The following is a 15924-nucleotide window of genomic DNA, read 5'->3' on the forward strand; positions in this document are numbered from 1 at the left end:
ATGATCCTCTCAATTTAGCGGGATTTGGGGGCCGTTTCAGCTCTTGGCGATGTTGATGATCTTGGCCTGGGTGAATTCCTGCAATCCCTCGATGCCCTGTTGCCGCCCAAGGCCCGATTGCTTGGCCCCGCCAAAGGCCACATCAAAGGGCAGATCGAGATGGCGGTTGACCCAGACCGTGCCGCTGTCGATCAACATCGCCACCTGTTCGCCGCGTTCGGGATTGCCGGTCCAGATCGTGCCGCCCAGCCCATATTCGCTGGCGTTGATGGCCGCGATGGCCTGTCCCAGATCGTCATAGGGCAGCACAGGAAGCACCGGCCCAAACTGCTCCTCGCGCACCAGCCGCGCGTGATCGGGCAGATCGCGCACGATGGTGGGGGCGATGAAATAGCCCTCCCGCTCCAGCGGGGCGCCTCCGGCCACGATCTTGCCCTGCCCGCGCGCCTCGGCCAGATAGTCGATCAGCTTGGCATATTGCGCCGCATTCTGGACCGGGCCGATCTGGCTGCCCTCATCCAGCCCGTCGCCCACCGCCGCCGCGCGCGCCAGAGCGCCGAGCGCATCGCACAGTTCATCATACATCGCGCGCGGGGCATAGACGCGCTTGGCCGCCAGACACACCTGCCCGGCATTGACCATCGCCGCGCCGAAGATAGCGGGGGCCACCTTGCCCACATCGGCATCGTCCAGCACCAGCGCCGCATCATTACCGCCCAGTTCGAGCGTGAAGCGCTTGAGCGTGTCCGCTGTGCTGGAAAGCACCTTCTTGCCCGTGGCGGTCGATCCGGTGAAGCTGACATGGGCAATGCCCGGATGGCTGGTCAGCGCCCCGCCCAGATCATTGGCGTCGACCAGCGTCTGGAACACACCGGGCGGCAGGATGTCGGCGGCCACTTCGCCCAGCAGAAGCGTGGTGAGCGGGGTGGTCGGCGCGGGCTTGGCGATCACCACATTGCCGGTGATCAACGCGGGCGCCAGTTTGACCACCAGCAGGATCAGCGGAAAATTCCAGGGCGTGATCGCCGCCACAACGCCCAGCGGGCTGCGATGCTCGGTGATACGCTCGGTTGGCGTGTCGCGGACGACATGGGGGCCGATCTCCTGCGCCGCGAACCAGCGCAGCCCGGCAATCGTGCCGCCCACCTCGCCCCGCGCCTGATCCAGCGGCTTGCCCTGCTCCATCGTCATGAGGCGGGCCAATTCCTCAAACCGCACCTCCACGCCATCGGCAAAGCGTTCGAGAAAGACCCGGCGCTCGGCATAGGAAAGCGCAGCCCAGCCCGGAAAGGCACCGCGCCCGGCCGCCACCGCCGCGTCCAACTGCGCCGCATCCGCGCGCGGGACGGTTGCAAAGGCGCGCCCGGTGGCAGGATTGATGACCGGCATCTCTCCCGCTCCATCCACCAGAGCGCCATCAATCAACAGACGAAACGCTTGTTCCATATCACATTCTCACAATCGGTTTGATCACCGCGCCGCTTTCACCGGCCGCGATGGCCTTTGCGATATCGGCGAAGGGATAGAACTGGACAAGGCGTTCGATCGGAAAAAGTCCTTCGCGCCAATAAGCAATCAGTTGCGGGATCAGGTTTTGCGGATCGGCCGAGCCTTCGACAATGCCGCGCACCACGCGCCCCCCGCTCATGACAAAAGCCGCATCCAGCTTCACCTGCGCCCCCGGCGCAAAGGCTGCCAGCAGGCCCGCCTGCCCCTGCGGCCCCAGCGCCATGATCGCTTCCTCGATCAAAGGCACATGTCCGGTGGTGTCCAGCACATGATCCAGACCGGTCAGCCCATGATCAGCAAGGCTTTGCCCATCGGCCACCACACCCTGTGTCGCGCCCAGCGAGAGGGCCAGCGCCACACGCTGCGCCGATCTGTCCACCGCGATAATGCGCCCCGCGCCACGAATCCTTGCCGCCATGATCGCGGCCATGCCCACCGCCCCCGCGCCCAGCACGGCAATGCTCTGCCCCGCCCGCACATCCAGCGCGTTGAGCACAGCCCCCGCCCCGGTCAGAAAACCGCAGCCCAGCGGCCCCATCAGTTCGAGCGGCAGATCGCTGTCCACTTTCACCGCGTTGCGCCCGTGGGCAATGGCATGGGTGGCGAAGGAGGACTGGCCGAAGATGTGGCTGTGCACCGGCCCCTGCCCATCGTGGATTGCCGTGGAGCCATCCTCGCGCATGGCCAGGAAATTGCGCGGAAAGAAGCCGTGGCAATAGGCCGGCGCATCATAATCGCAGGAAGGGCAGGCCCCGCAACTGGCAAAGGAGAGCACCACCGCATCGCCGGGCGCGACATGGGAAACCCCATCCCCCACGGCCACCACATGGCCCGCGCCCTCATGCCCCAGCACCACCGGCAAGGGCACCGGCAGATGGCCATCGCGCATCACCATATCGGTATGGCAAACGCCGGTGGCCACCAGCCTGACTAGAACCTCGCCGGGGCGGGGGTCGTCGATGATGACGCTTTCCAGCCGGGGCGCCGCGCCCGCCACTCTTGAAACGGCGGCTGTCGCCTGCATGCCCATCAGAACTTCATCCCATAGCGCAGATACCATTCGCGCGGCCGGTTATACGTGCCAAAGGCCGTGCCCGCCGCGATGTTCAGCCCGCCGCTGGTGATATAGCGGGTATCGGTCAGATTGGTCCCGCCCAGCGTGAGCGACCATTTGGCATCGGGGGCGTTGTAGGTCAGGCTGGCGTTGAACATGTCATTGGTGGGGCGGCGAAGCAGCAAGGCGCGGGCGATGTCGTTCCACACCTCGGTGGTGTGGGTCCAGTCGCCCAGCACCACGAAGGAGCCGCCATTGCCCAGCTTCATCTCATAGCGGGGCGAGACATTGATCTTCCAGTTCGCCGTTTTGGGCAAAGGCGCGCCGACATAGATGCCCGCCTGAATGCCCGGAATGGGGCTGGCATTGACCAGCGCGGCGGGCAGGAGCGAAGTGTAATGCGCATCGATATAGCCCACCGCGCCATTGATGGTCAGCCCCCTGACCGGGGCGGCCACCACTTCCAGCTCAAGCCCCTTGATCCGCGCATCGCCCGCATTGGCGATGGTGGGCGAGGTGCCGATCTGGATATTGAGCTGCACGCCCTTATAGGCGGTGGTGAAGGCGGCCATATTCACCTGAAGATGGCGGTCGAGCAGGCTGGATTTGATGCCCGCCTCGATGGTGGTGGCCTTTTCCTCGTTGAAATCGGGCGCGACATTGCCCTGCGGGTTGGTCAGGCGCGTGGTCCAGCCGCCGGTCTTGTAGCCCTTGGACCATGAACCATAGACCATGATGTCGCGCGCTGGATGCAATTGCACCCCCAGCTTGGGCGAGAAATTGGAAAAGCTCTTGCGGTTTACGCCCGGCACATAGACCTGCACCGGATTGGCGGGATTGGGATAGGACAGCGCCGCATAACAGGGCGGTCCGCCCGCAGCCACAGGAGGCGCCAGCGGGAAATTGCCATAGGGCGCGATTGTGCCGTCGCCCGCCGCGCAGCCGAACAGCTTGTAATTGCCGCCGTTCAGATCCTGCTGCCCGCCTTCAAACAGCTTGCGCTCCTGCGTGTAGCGGCCACCGGCGGTGAAACCGAGCAGATCGCTGGGACGGAAATCAAGCTGACCAAACAGCGCCCAGTTCTCGGTGTTGAACTTATTGGGGCCGTCCACTTGCAGCAGGCCCTCGGCAAAGTTCACATAGTCGTGCAGATCGCCCTTTTCCTTGAAATAATAGGCGCCTAGCACATAGTTCAATTTCTTGTCGAACGCCCGGCCCAGCAATTGCAGTTCCTGGCTGAATTGCCACTGGTTCTGGGTAAAGCTGAGTTCGAGGAAGGAAAGCGGCGAGCCATCGGCATCCACCCCGCCTTTCCAGTTGGTCTGGCGATAGGCGGTGATGGACTTGACGGTCAGATTGGGGCTGACCTCGGCCTGCACCGTGCCGCCCAGACCCCATGCGGTCAGCTTGGTGAAGCTGGGGCCATTGGCATAGCTGAGATCGGGATTGGCGATCAGGAAGCGCGAATCCCACGGCAGCCGGTCATTGAGCGGATTGCCGTCGACATTGACGCTGCCAAGGCCGGCCAGTTGATATTGCGGGTTATACTGCGTGCCGCGCGGGCCGCACAGGGCCTGCGCATTGCGCGCGGCGATCTGACCGGGCGTGCTGCCGATGCAGAAATTATAGAGACCGGCAAACAGAAAACCCGTGGTCGATGTGGGATCGAAAGCAGTGCCGGGCAGATGGTTTGCCCCCGCAAAGGGCCCAGGCACATCGGGGAACACGCCCAGCAGCTTGGTTGCCTGCGCCGGGCTGTCTTGACGCGTATAATCGCCGGTAAAGGTGGCGGTGATCGCCCCGCCATTGTCCCACTTCAGCTTGCCGCGCATGCTCACACTGTTGTCGCCACCCTCGCGCGAACCATTGGCATAATCGGCATTGGCAAACTTGGTATAGGAATCCGAATTGCCCGCGCGCTGGTCGGGATAGGGAATGCGCTTCAAAAAGCCCTGACGGTTGATGCCCGATACGGTGAGCGAGGAAAACAGGCTGTCGGTCAGCGGAATATCAACCGTGGCGCGCAGTTTGACCATGTTGAAACTGCCCGTGGTGGCATCGAAACTGCCCTTGAACTCCTTGCCGGGATCATGAGTGACGATGCTGATGGCGCCGCCGATGGTGTTGCGGCCAAACAGCGTGCCCTGCGGCCCTTTCAGCACCTCGACCCGCTCTACATCGGGCAGATCCTGATTGGCGCCAACCGTGCGCGCCAGATAAACGCCGTCGAGATAGATGCCGACGCCCGGATCGATGTTGAAGGCAAAATCATCCGAGCCGATCCCGCGGATCGTGGCCGAAAGCACCGCCGAGGACCCCGAAAACGGCGTGCCGCCATCCAGATTGACATTGGGCGCCAGCGCCGAAAGCGATGAAACCGAGGTCACCGAACGCTCCTTGAGCGCCGAGGCGGTGAAGGCGCTGATGGCAATCGGCACGTTCTGGACATTTTCCGAACGCTTCTGCGCGGTAACGACGATTTCGCCGATGGCAGGCTCGAAAGTGGCCTGCTGCGCCATGGCCGGGGCGGAGGCCAGCGCGGCCGCAAGGGCGCTGCTGACCCAAAGATGGTGTCGCATGATGTTTCCTCTCCCGTTCAGGCGGCTTGGCCGCCCTGATGGAGGAAACGTTATCCCTTATAGCATTGACTGTCTTGAACGCCCAGCCGCCCTTTGCTTGAACGAACGGAAATGGGCCGCCCTATCCCCGGAACCGGGTGGCATAGAAACTGGGCGTTTCGCCGAAGCGTTCGCGGAAACGGCGGCTGAAATGGGCCGCATCGGAAAAACCCAGCTCATAGGCCAGATCGCTGAGCGAAGCACCGCGCGTTCCCTTGCGCAAACGGTCTGCCGCCAGCGCCAGACGGCGCGTGTTGATATAATCGCTGGCCGTTGTCGCCATTTCGGCAAAGACCATCTGCACCTCGCGCGCGGGTACGCCCAGACTTTGCGCGATGGACCCGGTGCGCAGCGCGCCATTGGCCAGATTGTCCTCTACAAAAGCCAGCACCCTTTCGCGCAGGTCGGCCCCCGCCTCCGGCCTGCTTTCGCGCGTCCGCATGGCATTGGCCAGCAGACGCATCAGCACTTCGCCCAAGGCCTCGCTTTCCGCAGGCGTATGGGTGTCGCTCCAGCTCTGGGCGAAAATCGAGGCGATGAAACCACGCAGCACCCCCAGAGAAGGCGTCCTGTGCCGCAGAATCATGCCGGGTCTTGCGCCGAATTCGCGCAAGGCTTCCCATGGGAAATCGATCACGAACATTGCGTTGCGGTCGGAAATTTCGATGCCATAGGGCTCTTCGGGCGCGCAAAAGGTCAGATCGCCGGAGAAAAGCGCAGCATGGCGGCCGCATTGCTCGGTGGCGCTGAAACCCTGGGACTGGAAATGGATCAGCCCGCGCTCCCCTACGCTTTGCGGCGCGCTGCCCGCCCATCGCCGCACCGAGGAACGCTGCGAAAGCGCAAGGCTGAGCCCGAAATCGCCCAGTCGGCACCCGGTCCAGCTGGCATCAATATCGCGCGCGCCATCGACGGTCATGCCCGGAAACATCGCCGCGATCAGATCGTTCCAGTAATCCAGCCTCTCATTGGCGCAAACCGAGCCCGTAGCGTGCTTGATCAGCATCGCGCTCTCCCCGTTATCCGATGCGCTCTGACCGGCGCATTTGATGCTTGCCATGCATAGCGGCACCGGCGGCTTTTGGAAAGGCGACGACGCGCGCCTTTCAGTTGCCCGGTGACAGCGAGAGCTCCGGGCTTGCCGCCCCTGCCCCGGATGCAACCGAGCCCAGCGCGGCCTCAACCATATCGCGCAGCAGCAATTGCGCCTTCAGCCTGACCGCCAGCAGCGCGGTTCCGCTCACCTTGCGCTGAACGAACAGAGTGGGCGCGGGGGGCACATGCCATGTGGCGCGGTCGCGCGCGATGCCATCGCCCAGATCGCGCATGTGGCCCACAAAGCTGCGGTCGGCAAAGTCGAACAGGCCCGGCCGGTTGAGGTGGCCGATCATGAAATCGACCATCGCGGCCAGCGCCGGGCGATGCTTCCGGCTCATCGCCTGACCGACAAAACCGCCCTCGACCAGCGCGTCGATCAGCGCATCGCGATCCCCCGCCAACCCCGCCGCGAACATCCGCCCATAGGCAGACCGGGTTTCCGGCAAAACAGCCCGCGCTGCGCCGAAATCGAGCAGAACGATGCGCCCGGTCTCGGCCTGCCAGCGGTAATTGGCGAAATTCGGGTCGGTCTGCATCGCATCAAAGACAAAGATTTCCTTCAGCACCAGATCGAACAGCGCCGCCATGGCGGCATTGCGCTCCGCCTGTGAAGCCTGAGCCAAAGTTTCGATCGGCGCCCCGGCCATATAGTCCATAACCAGCACATGCTTGCCGGAAAGCTCGGAAACCGGCGACGGGACTATGAAACGTGCGTCGCCAGCAAGCCGTTCCCCATAGCGGCGCATCTGCTCGGCCTCGCGCAGATAGTCGGCTTCCTCATGCAGCTGCAATTTGGCCTCGGCCAGCAAAGGAGCGATATCGAGCGCATCGGGCAGCAGTCCCGACAGGTGCAGCAGGGTGGCGACATTGTCGATATCGGCATTGATGCTGGTGGCCACACCGGGATATTGCACCTTGACCGCCACCTCGCGCCCATCGTGCAAGGCCGCCCGATGCACCTGACCGATGGAGGCCGCCGCGAGCGGTCGCGGATCAAAGCGGGCGAAGCGTTGCCGCCAATCGCGGCCCCATTCGGCGGTGAGCACCCGGTTAAGCTGGCCCGGCGGCATCGTGTCGCCGGCCTCGCGCAGGCGGGCCAGAATGGAGGCCAGTTCCGGCGGCAACAGATCACCGGCGTCCAGCGAAAGCATCTGCCCCAGCTTCATCGCCGCGCCGCGCAGCCGGGCAAGCTGATCGGCGGTGCGCAAGGCATTGGCCGGGGTCAACAGAACATCAGCCAGTGAAGGCCGCTGACCCTGCGCCAGACGACGCACGCCCTCGGCCAGGGCGCCGCCGACAACGCCGCCCGCCAGTTGGCCCAGACCGGCCAGACGCGCCAGTCTGCCGCTGGGCACAGCACGCGACCGGCTCATGGTGCGTCACCGGGCCGGAGCGGCGAATTTGTCAAAACGTCCTTTTCCATATGCCAGACATGGGGTTGCCCCGGTCGGTTTGCCAGATGGCTGATCGGGCAAGAGCGCAGCGCAACCCGTTCAACCTCAGGTGTCCGGCCAGCCCTGCCGCGTTCCTGCATAGTTCACGGGCCGCCCCAGCCTTTTCACGGCAGCCTGCACCTTGGGTGTCTGGAGCGCGCGCGCCACGGTTTGAAGGATGCGCTGACGCCGGGGCGAGAGCATATCCTTGCCTTTGAACACAAGGAGAAGGTCCAGAGTGGAATCCCTCTGATCCTCATCCTCCAAACGGGCGAGGATCTGATCGGCCAGCGCCGCCTCGTCGCCGCGACAGGCCAAAGCCATGGCCATCGCGTGCTGATTGGTGCTCGACTTGGCGGCCATTTTCTCTTCGATCGCGCGCCCTTCGGCCGTCTGGTTCAAAGCGTAGCGAGCGCAAGCCTGATAAGCCCAGATCCACATCCGGCCGAAATCGCTGATCCTGTCGCCCGATCCTTTTTCCAGCGCGGCACCGTCATCGAGAATGGCCTGAAACCGTTCTGCGTCATAGAGCACTTCGAGCCGATTGATCGCCATGGAGACCAGCGAGGGATAGCGATCGACACCAAGCGCGAGAACCTTGTCGAGAGCGGCAACGGATTCATCAAATTTGCCCATATGCATCAGCGCATTGGAATAGCTGTTGACCAGCCAGAAACCCTCTTCCTCCGCCGCTTCGATCTTGTTCATATCGGCCACGACGGGCCGGGCCAGTTCGGCGGCGGCCTCATACCGACCCAGCGCGCCCAGCGCCTGCATCTGGCTCTGGATCTTGTCCATGGCGTCGGGCGTTGCCTTCAGGGCCAGCACAGTGCGCGCCAAATCGCGCTCCAGCGCTTTTTGGAAACCGTCGCCTGCCTGCCTGTCCAGATCGGGCCACAATGCCTGATAGGTCCGGTTGGAGGACATGGAGGCCAAGGTGGATGCCGGAGGCGATTTGTCCAGCAGCGCGCGCGCTGCGGCCAATTGCCCGCGCTTGGTTTGCGCGGCGATGGCGCAGCTCAGGATCTGGTCGCCCATCAGGCTGCGCGGGTTCAATTGCCAGTCCGCAGACACCATGGCGATGCAGAAATCCTGCTTCACACTGTCGCGCTGGGCGGGCGGCAGTTTTTGAATGGTCCGCATCGCCTGTTTCACCCAGGCCAGCGGCATATCCTTCACCACATCGGGCTGAACAGCCAGCGTACGCTGCAGAACTTTGTTGAAAGTCGGGGCGTCCAGCTGATCCAGCTCGAACGCCAGCCACAGATGGTAGACCGCCGGATTACCGTCATACTGGGCCGTGGCCGCACGCAGCGAAGCCAGCGCCGCCACCGGCCGCCGAAGCTGGGCAAGCAGGCCACCCTTGATCCCTTCCATAATCCCCGCGCCGACCGATGCCTGGGGCAGCTTGGCAAGGATGGTGTTGGCCAGCGCCAGCGCCGCGCCAGCGCTTTGATCGTCACCCTTGGTCGAAAGTTCGACAATCTTTTTCAAATCCGCCTGATAGGCGCCCAGTTCAGCGCCGACGGCGGATTTGGGTTCGTCGGCGGTATTGGCCGATTGGTCGAAATGGAATGCAAGACCGGCTTCATCGTCAATCAGCGTCGAGAGATCATAAATCTCCCTGGCCTTGCCGGCGGGCACTTCGTCTTCCAAACCGGTATCCAGCGTGTAGACCATGCGCAGGCCATTATTCACCTGCGTGCTGTTGCGGCGGAAATGGATCGCGCCCACCACCTTGTCGATATCATCGGGCATCGCGAGCTTTTTGCCTTTGACGTTCAGCTCGATCACATGCTCGCGCAAGGCGGAAGAAGGCAGACCCAAGGGGTTGCGCCGGGGAGTGACCTGCTTTTCGGGCAAAATATCATCGACATTGTAGGCCTGCGTCACCAATTTTGAAAACAGGCCGTCCTTGTCCCAGTCCGCCTTGGACAGTTCGTAATGCTCCACCATCGTCAGGACATTGGCATCGCGATCATCCCGGATGTTCAGCGTCCGGCTTTCTTTCAAACCGGCATAGCGTTTGCTGTAGAAATTGAGATTGTTCTTGGCGATCCGCGTCGCCCCGCGCGAGGCGACGCTGGCCCGGAAATCATCGGCCCGCTCGTCCGTGTACACCGTTTCCACATCAAACCTGAGCGCAACAGCCGCGTCAGGGTCGATGGCATAGTGCTCTGCAACGGTGACTTTCCCGGCATGTTCGGGAAAATTCGTCATGCGCTCAAGATCGGTCTGTCCGGCCCGCAGCGGCAGGGCATAGCCAAGATCCGAGGGAACGATATTCAGACCGCGTCCGCCGCGATGGGCGCCCGTTGCGTCGATCCATGTCACCTTGCCATCCAGCACCACGCGCACGATCACATGGTCAAACGCCAGCGGCGAGGGCAATTCCTGCTTGAGCGCAAAGCCCGAACTGGTGGAAACCAGCGCAGGCGCCGCTTCTATCCCCAACCGCCGCAAGGCCACCGTCAGCAGCAGCGCCTTATCCTTGCAGTCGCCATAGCCGCGTTCAAGGACCAGCCGGGGGCGGCGGGGGACATAGGAACCCTCCCCGATTTCCTCGCCCACATAGCGGATATTGTCCTGAAGATAGCGCGAAACCTCGGTCAGGCGGTCGGCGGGGGCCGGATAGGCCTTGGCAATGGCGTCCAGCTTTGCCGCAAACTCATCCGTCAGGCTTTCGTCGCCAGCATAAAGCGGCATGGCCCATTGGACGACCTGTGACCACTGACTCATCGTCGACCATTCGACCATGCCCCATTGATACGCGGTTTGGGGCACCCATTTTTCGGCATCGGTGGCGGGTGCGTCGGTCTGGGTCCACTCCCATTCCGTCATATTGCCCAGCCTGGTCTGTTTGAAGACAATGGTGCTGTTCAAAGCGCGAAACTGGGGCTGCATCCCATCGGGCCACAGATAGCGCAGGGCCTGCAACCCCTGAGGATCGGAAAAGCGCTGGGTGGTATATTGAAACCCATGGCCGGGCCAAAGACTGCTGCGCGCATGGGTCGTCACCGCATAATCGACCACATCGCCCACCCGCACGTCGCGCAGGTTGGTGATGGCCTTCATCGCGCCGCTGACGATCCCGTCGTCCAGATCATCCTCCTGCGCCACCAGCCGGAATTTCGCCTCGCCAGTGCGGTCGATCACCTTGCCGTCGCGGATGATATGGACAAAATGAAGAGCAAGCGTTTCGAAATGCGGGTCAACGCTGAAGGAAAGCTGGCCCGCCGCCTCCAGCCCCGCCCTGTTCACCACACGCTTGGCAACGCGCCGCCAGTCATCATGGCCCTGGCCCGTGGTGCGGACCTGAAAATCGGTCAGGACGTAGTAAATGCCACTTTCGGCATTGCCCATTTGCTTGGCCGTCACGTCCTGAATGCTTCGCATTTTCACCCAGTCGGGAACCGCTTCGCGCGTCAGGGCATGGTCAAGCGCCGATTTGTCGGCGCTGTCCTGCGCCACCATGGACGTGTCAGGGGAACCCAGAGCCGGCGCCGCCATCACCGAACCGGCAAGCAGGGCGGCCAAGGCCAGATAAGGCATTGAAGACTTTTGCATGATACAGTCGAATGATCCCCTTGGGCAGTGCATTCCTGCTATGACCCAATCGCGCGACTGACAAGTTTTCAGTTATGAAAACGCCGATACGGACCCATTATTTTCTTTGCGTGATCGGAGTTGACGATTTTCGTTGCCTTGAAACCTATTGCGAAACACAAACCAAAAAGGTTGGCAAAAGAGAAAGCACAAAGGCGCGGACAGCGGAACCATCGCGCCCAACACTCCGCTTCACGGATTGCGCAGCACGAAGCATAGGCGATATTGCGCAGATATTCCTGAAAAGCGGCCAGCACGGCCCGGGACTTTGAAACCCGCCGGGCGCTACCGCTCGCTTCTCCGCGCATTTTCCGCCCTGGCCAGTTCTTCATGGCGGCAAAGCGGGATCGTCGCATCAGCGCTCGCCTCCAAGGCGCGCCCAAGGTCGGCCAGCAGGTCGTCGCCATGCTCCAATCCGACCGAAAGGCGCAGCAGACTGTCCTTTATCCCTGCCGCCTGACGCGCTTCCTTGCCCATATCGGCATGGGTCATGGTGGCCGGATGCGCGATCAGGCTTTCAACGCCGCCAAGGGATTCGGCCAAAGTCAGCACCGCAATATGGGCCACGAAGCGGCGGACCGCTGCCTCGCCCCCGGCCAGTTCAAAGCTCAGCATCGCGCCAAAACCCGTTTGCTGCGATCCGGCCAGTTTATGCCCGGCATGGGACGCCAGACCGGGGTAATGCACCTTGGCAACAGCAGGGTGACTGTGCAGAAATTTGGCAATTGCCATGGCGGTGGCCTGCTGTTGCCGCATCCGGGCAAACAGGCTGCGTAGCCCCCTCAATGTCAGCCAGGCATCGAAAGGCGATCCGGCGGTGCCGATCACATTGCACCATTGCTTGAGGGAAGCCGCCGCCTGCTCCTGCGCCGCAATGACCGCGCCGCCGATGACGTCCGAATGGCCGTTGAGAAATTTCGTTGTCGAGTGAACAACATAATCCGCACCCAGCGAAAGGGGGCGCTGAACCGCCGGGGACAGAAAAGTGTTGTCCACCACGACCTGCGCGCCAACGGCATGCGCCATCCGGCACAAGGCGGCAATGTCGACAATGCGCATCAAGGGATTGCTGGGCGTCTCGACAAACAGCAGGGCCGCGCCCCGCCCAAGGGCATCCGATACGGCATCGAGATCGGACTGATCCACAAAGACGATCTGAAAATGCCGCCGCGCCGCTCTGGCTTTCAACAGCCGCATCGTTCCGCCATAACAATCGTGAGGTGCGATCACCAGATCATCGCACGACAATTGCCCCAGCACCAGATCGATGGCCGCCATGCCGCTGGAGGTCACCACCGCCCCGGCCCCGCCTTCCAACCGGGCCAAGGCATCGCACAAGAGGTCGCGCGTCGGATTGCCCGCGCGGCCATAGTCATATCGGCGGGCCTGATCAAAACCGGCAAATTCATAAGTGGTCGAAAGATACAGCGGCGGGGCAACCGCGCCAAAGGCCGGGTCCGTCGCGACACCATGGCTGGCCGCGATGGTTTCCCTGTGCAGGGGGTGATCGTGGCGGTCTTTTGTCATGCCTGCACTCCTGTCCTGATGGCGGCCTGAAACGCCGCGTGACGCCAGATCATAGGGCTATGCTGGCCAGACTAGTCTTGTCGAGGTCGGCGTAAAAGGCTCGCTCGGCGGCAATCAGGCGAAACTTCAACCGGCATTTGCCGTCGATCGAACAATCCCGCTCGCCCCCCGTGGCCAGACAGTCCACCAGCGCTTGTCCGTCCTCAAGCCGGCGAATGATGTCTCCCAGCGAAATCTGATCGGGCGAGCGCGCCAGAATGGCCCCGCCCCCGCCCCCGCGCCGCGTTTCAACAATACCCATCTGCGCCAGCTTTTGAACGATCTTGGCCAGATGGTTGCGCGGCAGGCCCAGTTCCTCGGCCATTTCGCCCGTGGAAAATACCCGCTCGGGCGCGCGCGCCATGCGCATCAGCATCCGCAGTCCGTAATCGGTAAAAGAGGTCAGGCGCATGGCCAAATCTTTCGGCTGATGAATTGGTATTTACAATGCCTATTAACAGGCGTAGCCATCCCTTGCAAGGCCGGACAGGCTCGATTCCAGCCAAACGGCTCATTGTCTCCCAATGAATTGGAGCAACAAATCGTGACCGACACCCTCATGATCGACCCGGTGGCGCTGACTCATCACATCGAACAGCATTTTCACGCGCGCCATCGCGAACAATTCCCGCAACTCATTGCATGGGCTGAAAAAGTCGAAGCCGTTCATGCCGATCAGAGCCAGGCTCCCCATGACCTTGCCGCCGCCCTGCGCCGCTTCTTCGGTGAGCTGGACGATCATATGCGCAAGGAAGAGTTTATCCTCTTTCCGGCCATGCGGCGGGGCGGGATGCCGGGCATCGAACATCCGATCCATGTCATGCGCGCCGATCACGCCGGGCATATCGAGGAGGCTCATACCATCCGCAGGCTGGCGGGCGATCTCATCCTGCCCGAAGGTGCCTGCCGCACATGGACCATGCTCTATGAAGACCTTGGCCAATTCCTGTCCGATTTTGGCGATCATGTGCGGACCGAGAATGAGACGCTCTTTCCGCTGTTCGAGCATTAAGCCCGATTGCCATATCCCGCATATTCAAGGGGCCGCAACGTGAGCAACACCGCCGATCAGACTCGCCCGTGGCAAGGCCCCGCGCTCTTCACCTATGGTTTCCGCCCCTTCTTTCTGGGCGCAGGCCTATGGGCGGGGCTGGCGATGGCGGTATGGATCGGCATGTTGGCGGGCCTGTTTGCCCTGCCCACCGGTTTTGATCCGATCAGCTGGCACGCCCATGAATTTCTCTATGGCTATCTGGGCGCGGTCATCGCCGGTTTTCTGCTGACCGCCGTTCCCAACTGGACCGGCAGGCCGCCGATTATGGGCTGGCCGCTGGTCGGGTTGTTTTCGCTCTGGATGCTGGGCCGTATCGCCATTGCCGTGTCGCAGATGTTGTCTCCGATTTTGGTGGCGGCGGCGGATCTGGCGCTGCCGGTGGTCTTGTCCCTCGTCATCGCGCGGGAAATCATTGCCGGGCGCAATTGGCGCAATCTGGGCGTGCTGGTGCTGCTGGGCATTTTCACGCTGGGCAATGCGATGTTCCATTGTGAGGCGGCCCGCCACGAATTTGCCGCTCAGGGACAAGGCCTGCGGACCGGTGTGGCGGCAGTCATCATGCTGATCGCCCTCATTGGCGGCAGGATCATTCCCGCCTTCACCAAAAACTGGCTTACCCGCAACCGGCCCGGCCGCATGCCCACCCCTCCCGAACAGGGCTTCGACAGAATCGCGCTGGCAGTGCTGTTGGCGGCTGTGCTGGCGTGGATCGCGGCGCCCTCATCCCGCCTGACGGCTCTGGCGCTGGCTGCGGCGGGCGTGCTGCATCTGCTGCGCCTTGTCCGATGGGCCGGGGATCGCACGCTGAGCGAGCCGCTGGTCTGGGTGCTGCATCTTGCCTATGCCTTCCTGCCGGTTGGTGCGCTGGTTATGGCGGTTTCAGCGGTTGCTCCTGCCCTTGCCACCAATGCGGCGGGGCAGCATTTGTGGATGGCCGGTTGCATCGCCATGATGACGATAGCCGTCATGACGCGGGCCACGCGCGGGCATACCGGCCATGAACTGGCCGCCGACCGCGCCACCATGGCGCTTTATCTGGCCTTGTTTGCGGCCGTTATGCTGCGCTTTGCCTCCGGCATGATCCCGCAATGGGGCCCGGCGCTGCATGACCTTGCCGGGATCGCATGGATTGCGGGTTTTGCCCGGTTCTGCCTGCGCTACGGACCGATGCTGACAAACCGGCGGGAGGACCGGGGCCCGCTCAATCGCTGACCGCATCCGGCCGCGCAAATGCCTCCAGCGCAGCGCGGTCGGTGATCGTGATCTGCGCCCCATCGGTGAGGGCGCCATGTTTGGCCAGCACGCCAAAGCCGCGTGAGAGGTTCTCCGGTGTCATGCCCAGCAGCGAGGCCAGCAACCGCTTTTCAGCGCGCAACACGACCCGCCCATGCCCGCCCTGACGCCGTTCCTGCTGAAGCACGAGATTGCCCAACCGTTCGGCCGACTGGCGCAGCTTGATATCGGTCAGCGCACGCACTAGATCCCGATAGGCCAGCGCCAGTTCCCGCATGGTGGCCTCCATCAGATTGTGATCCTTGCGGACAACTTCGCGGATCAGCGCGGCAGGCACCAGAAGAATGCGCGAGGACACCAATGTGCGCGCCGACATCAGATAGGGCATGTCTGTGACAACAGCGGCAAGGATGAAGCTGGACACCGGCTCAACGATGCGCATCGTCGTGTCGCGGCCCGCACCGCTGGTATAAAGCTCGGCCATGCCGTCGATCAGGACATGCAGGAAATCGGCCCTCTGCCCCAGCTCGAACAGGGTGAGCTGAGGGGGAAATACCTGCAGGAACGAGCCGGAGAAAATCCGTTCGCGTTCGCTTTCCGCCATTTCCCGAAACAGTGGCAATTGGGCAATTTCAGGTCTTTCGGCAGCGCGCATTCCTCAAGCCTCTCCTTAGGGGAATGCTCGGATCATACAGCACGTCTTGATAATTATCAAGTTTTCTTCCGATCCAAATTCATCCATAAAATAGCCAA

Annotated in this window: 11 protein-coding genes; 2 read left to right on the forward strand and 9 right to left on the reverse strand. The window is 62.5% G+C overall.

Features of this window, described 5'->3' with window-relative positions:
• Window positions 1-36: 36 nt before the first annotated feature.
• The 8 genes from BGP00_RS01645 to BGP00_RS01680 all read right to left on the reverse strand — a co-directional run bounded on the left by BGP00_RS01645 (window position 37) and on the right by BGP00_RS01680 (window position 13296).
• Window positions 37-1446 carry an aldehyde dehydrogenase family protein gene (locus BGP00_RS01645; RefSeq protein ID WP_292922966.1) on the reverse strand — a complete coding sequence of 470 codons (1410 nt, stop codon included), beginning with the start codon at window positions 1444-1446 and terminating at the stop codon, window positions 37-39.
• A 1-nt stretch (window position 1447) separates the two neighbouring features.
• Window positions 1448-2533 carry an NAD(P)-dependent alcohol dehydrogenase gene (locus tag BGP00_RS01650; RefSeq protein ID WP_366522324.1) on the reverse strand — a complete coding sequence of 362 codons (1086 nt, stop codon included), beginning with the start codon at window positions 2531-2533 and terminating at the stop codon, window positions 1448-1450.
• A gap of 5 nt (window positions 2534-2538) precedes the next feature.
• Complete coding sequence (locus tag BGP00_RS01655; RefSeq protein ID WP_292922962.1) at window positions 2539-5142, reverse strand: TonB-dependent receptor; 2604 nt, start codon at window positions 5140-5142, stop codon at window positions 2539-2541.
• Between the two features lie 121 nt (window positions 5143-5263).
• The gene (locus tag BGP00_RS01660) at window positions 5264-6241 is read right to left on the reverse strand and encodes a helix-turn-helix domain-containing protein (RefSeq protein WP_292925688.1); all 978 of its coding nucleotides are present in this window, start codon (window positions 6239-6241) and stop codon (window positions 5264-5266) included.
• Window positions 6242-6287: 46 nt separating this feature from the next.
• Entirely contained in the window at window positions 6288-7652 is a 1365-nt protein-coding gene (locus tag BGP00_RS01665; protein ID WP_292922959.1) for an AarF/ABC1/UbiB kinase family protein, read from the reverse strand.
• Window positions 7653-7778: 126 nt separating this feature from the next.
• On the reverse strand, window positions 7779-11264 hold the full coding sequence (locus BGP00_RS01670; RefSeq protein ID WP_292922957.1) for a DUF3857 domain-containing protein: 3486 nt from the start codon (window positions 11262-11264) through the stop codon (window positions 7779-7781).
• A gap of 339 nt (window positions 11265-11603) precedes the next feature.
• Complete coding sequence (gene metB, locus BGP00_RS01675; RefSeq protein WP_292922955.1) at window positions 11604-12845, reverse strand: cystathionine gamma-synthase; 1242 nt, start codon at window positions 12843-12845, stop codon at window positions 11604-11606.
• A 49-nt stretch (window positions 12846-12894) separates the two neighbouring features.
• A complete protein-coding gene (locus BGP00_RS01680) occupies window positions 12895-13296 on the reverse strand; it encodes an Rrf2 family transcriptional regulator (protein ID WP_292922953.1) in 402 nt (133 codons plus the stop codon).
• Between the two features lie 132 nt (window positions 13297-13428).
• On the opposite strand from BGP00_RS01680, the gene BGP00_RS01685 reads away from it, so the two are divergent.
• A complete protein-coding gene (locus tag BGP00_RS01685; protein WP_292922951.1) occupies window positions 13429-13896 on the forward strand; it encodes a hemerythrin domain-containing protein in 468 nt (155 codons plus the stop codon).
• A 39-nt stretch (window positions 13897-13935) separates the two neighbouring features.
• Window positions 13936-15150 (forward strand): NnrS family protein, encoded by a 1215-nt coding sequence (locus BGP00_RS01690; RefSeq protein WP_292925689.1) that lies wholly within the window; start codon window positions 13936-13938, stop codon window positions 15148-15150.
• Here BGP00_RS01690 and BGP00_RS01695 read toward each other — a convergent pair.
• Window positions 15140-15826 carry a helix-turn-helix domain-containing protein gene (locus BGP00_RS01695; RefSeq protein WP_292925690.1) on the reverse strand — a complete coding sequence of 229 codons (687 nt, stop codon included), beginning with the start codon at window positions 15824-15826 and terminating at the stop codon, window positions 15140-15142. The genes BGP00_RS01690 and BGP00_RS01695 overlap by 11 nt on opposite strands.
• Window positions 15827-15924 lie beyond the last annotated feature (98 nt).

It is taken from the genome of Novosphingobium sp. 63-713 (genome assembly GCF_001898925.1).
Taxonomy (GTDB): Bacteria; Pseudomonadota; Alphaproteobacteria; order Sphingomonadales; family Sphingomonadaceae; genus Novosphingobium.

Coding starts and splice junctions, on each gene's coding strand:
- BGP00_RS01645 (WP_292922966.1), bottom strand. CDS start 1,446: ATGGAACAAGCGTTTCGTCTGTTGATTGATGGCGCTCTGGTGGATGGA.
- BGP00_RS01650 (WP_366522324.1), bottom strand. CDS start 2,533: ATGCAGGCGACAGCCGCCGTTTCAAGAGTGGCGGGCGCGGCGCCCCGG.
- BGP00_RS01655 (WP_292922962.1), bottom strand. CDS start 5,142: ATGCGACACCATCTTTGGGTCAGCAGCGCCCTTGCGGCCGCGCTGGCC.
- BGP00_RS01660 (WP_292925688.1), bottom strand. CDS start 6,241: ATGGCAAGCATCAAATGCGCCGGTCAGAGCGCATCGGATAACGGGGAG.
- BGP00_RS01665 (WP_292922959.1), bottom strand. CDS start 7,652: ATGAGCCGGTCGCGTGCTGTGCCCAGCGGCAGACTGGCGCGTCTGGCC.
- BGP00_RS01670 (WP_292922957.1), bottom strand. CDS start 11,264: ATGCCTTATCTGGCCTTGGCCGCCCTGCTTGCCGGTTCGGTGATGGCG.
- metB (WP_292922955.1), bottom strand. CDS start 12,845: ATGACAAAAGACCGCCACGATCACCCCCTGCACAGGGAAACCATCGCG.
- BGP00_RS01680 (WP_292922953.1), bottom strand. CDS start 13,296: ATGCGCCTGACCTCTTTTACCGATTACGGACTGCGGATGCTGATGCGC.
- BGP00_RS01695 (WP_292925690.1), bottom strand. CDS start 15,826: ATGCGCGCTGCCGAAAGACCTGAAATTGCCCAATTGCCACTGTTTCGG.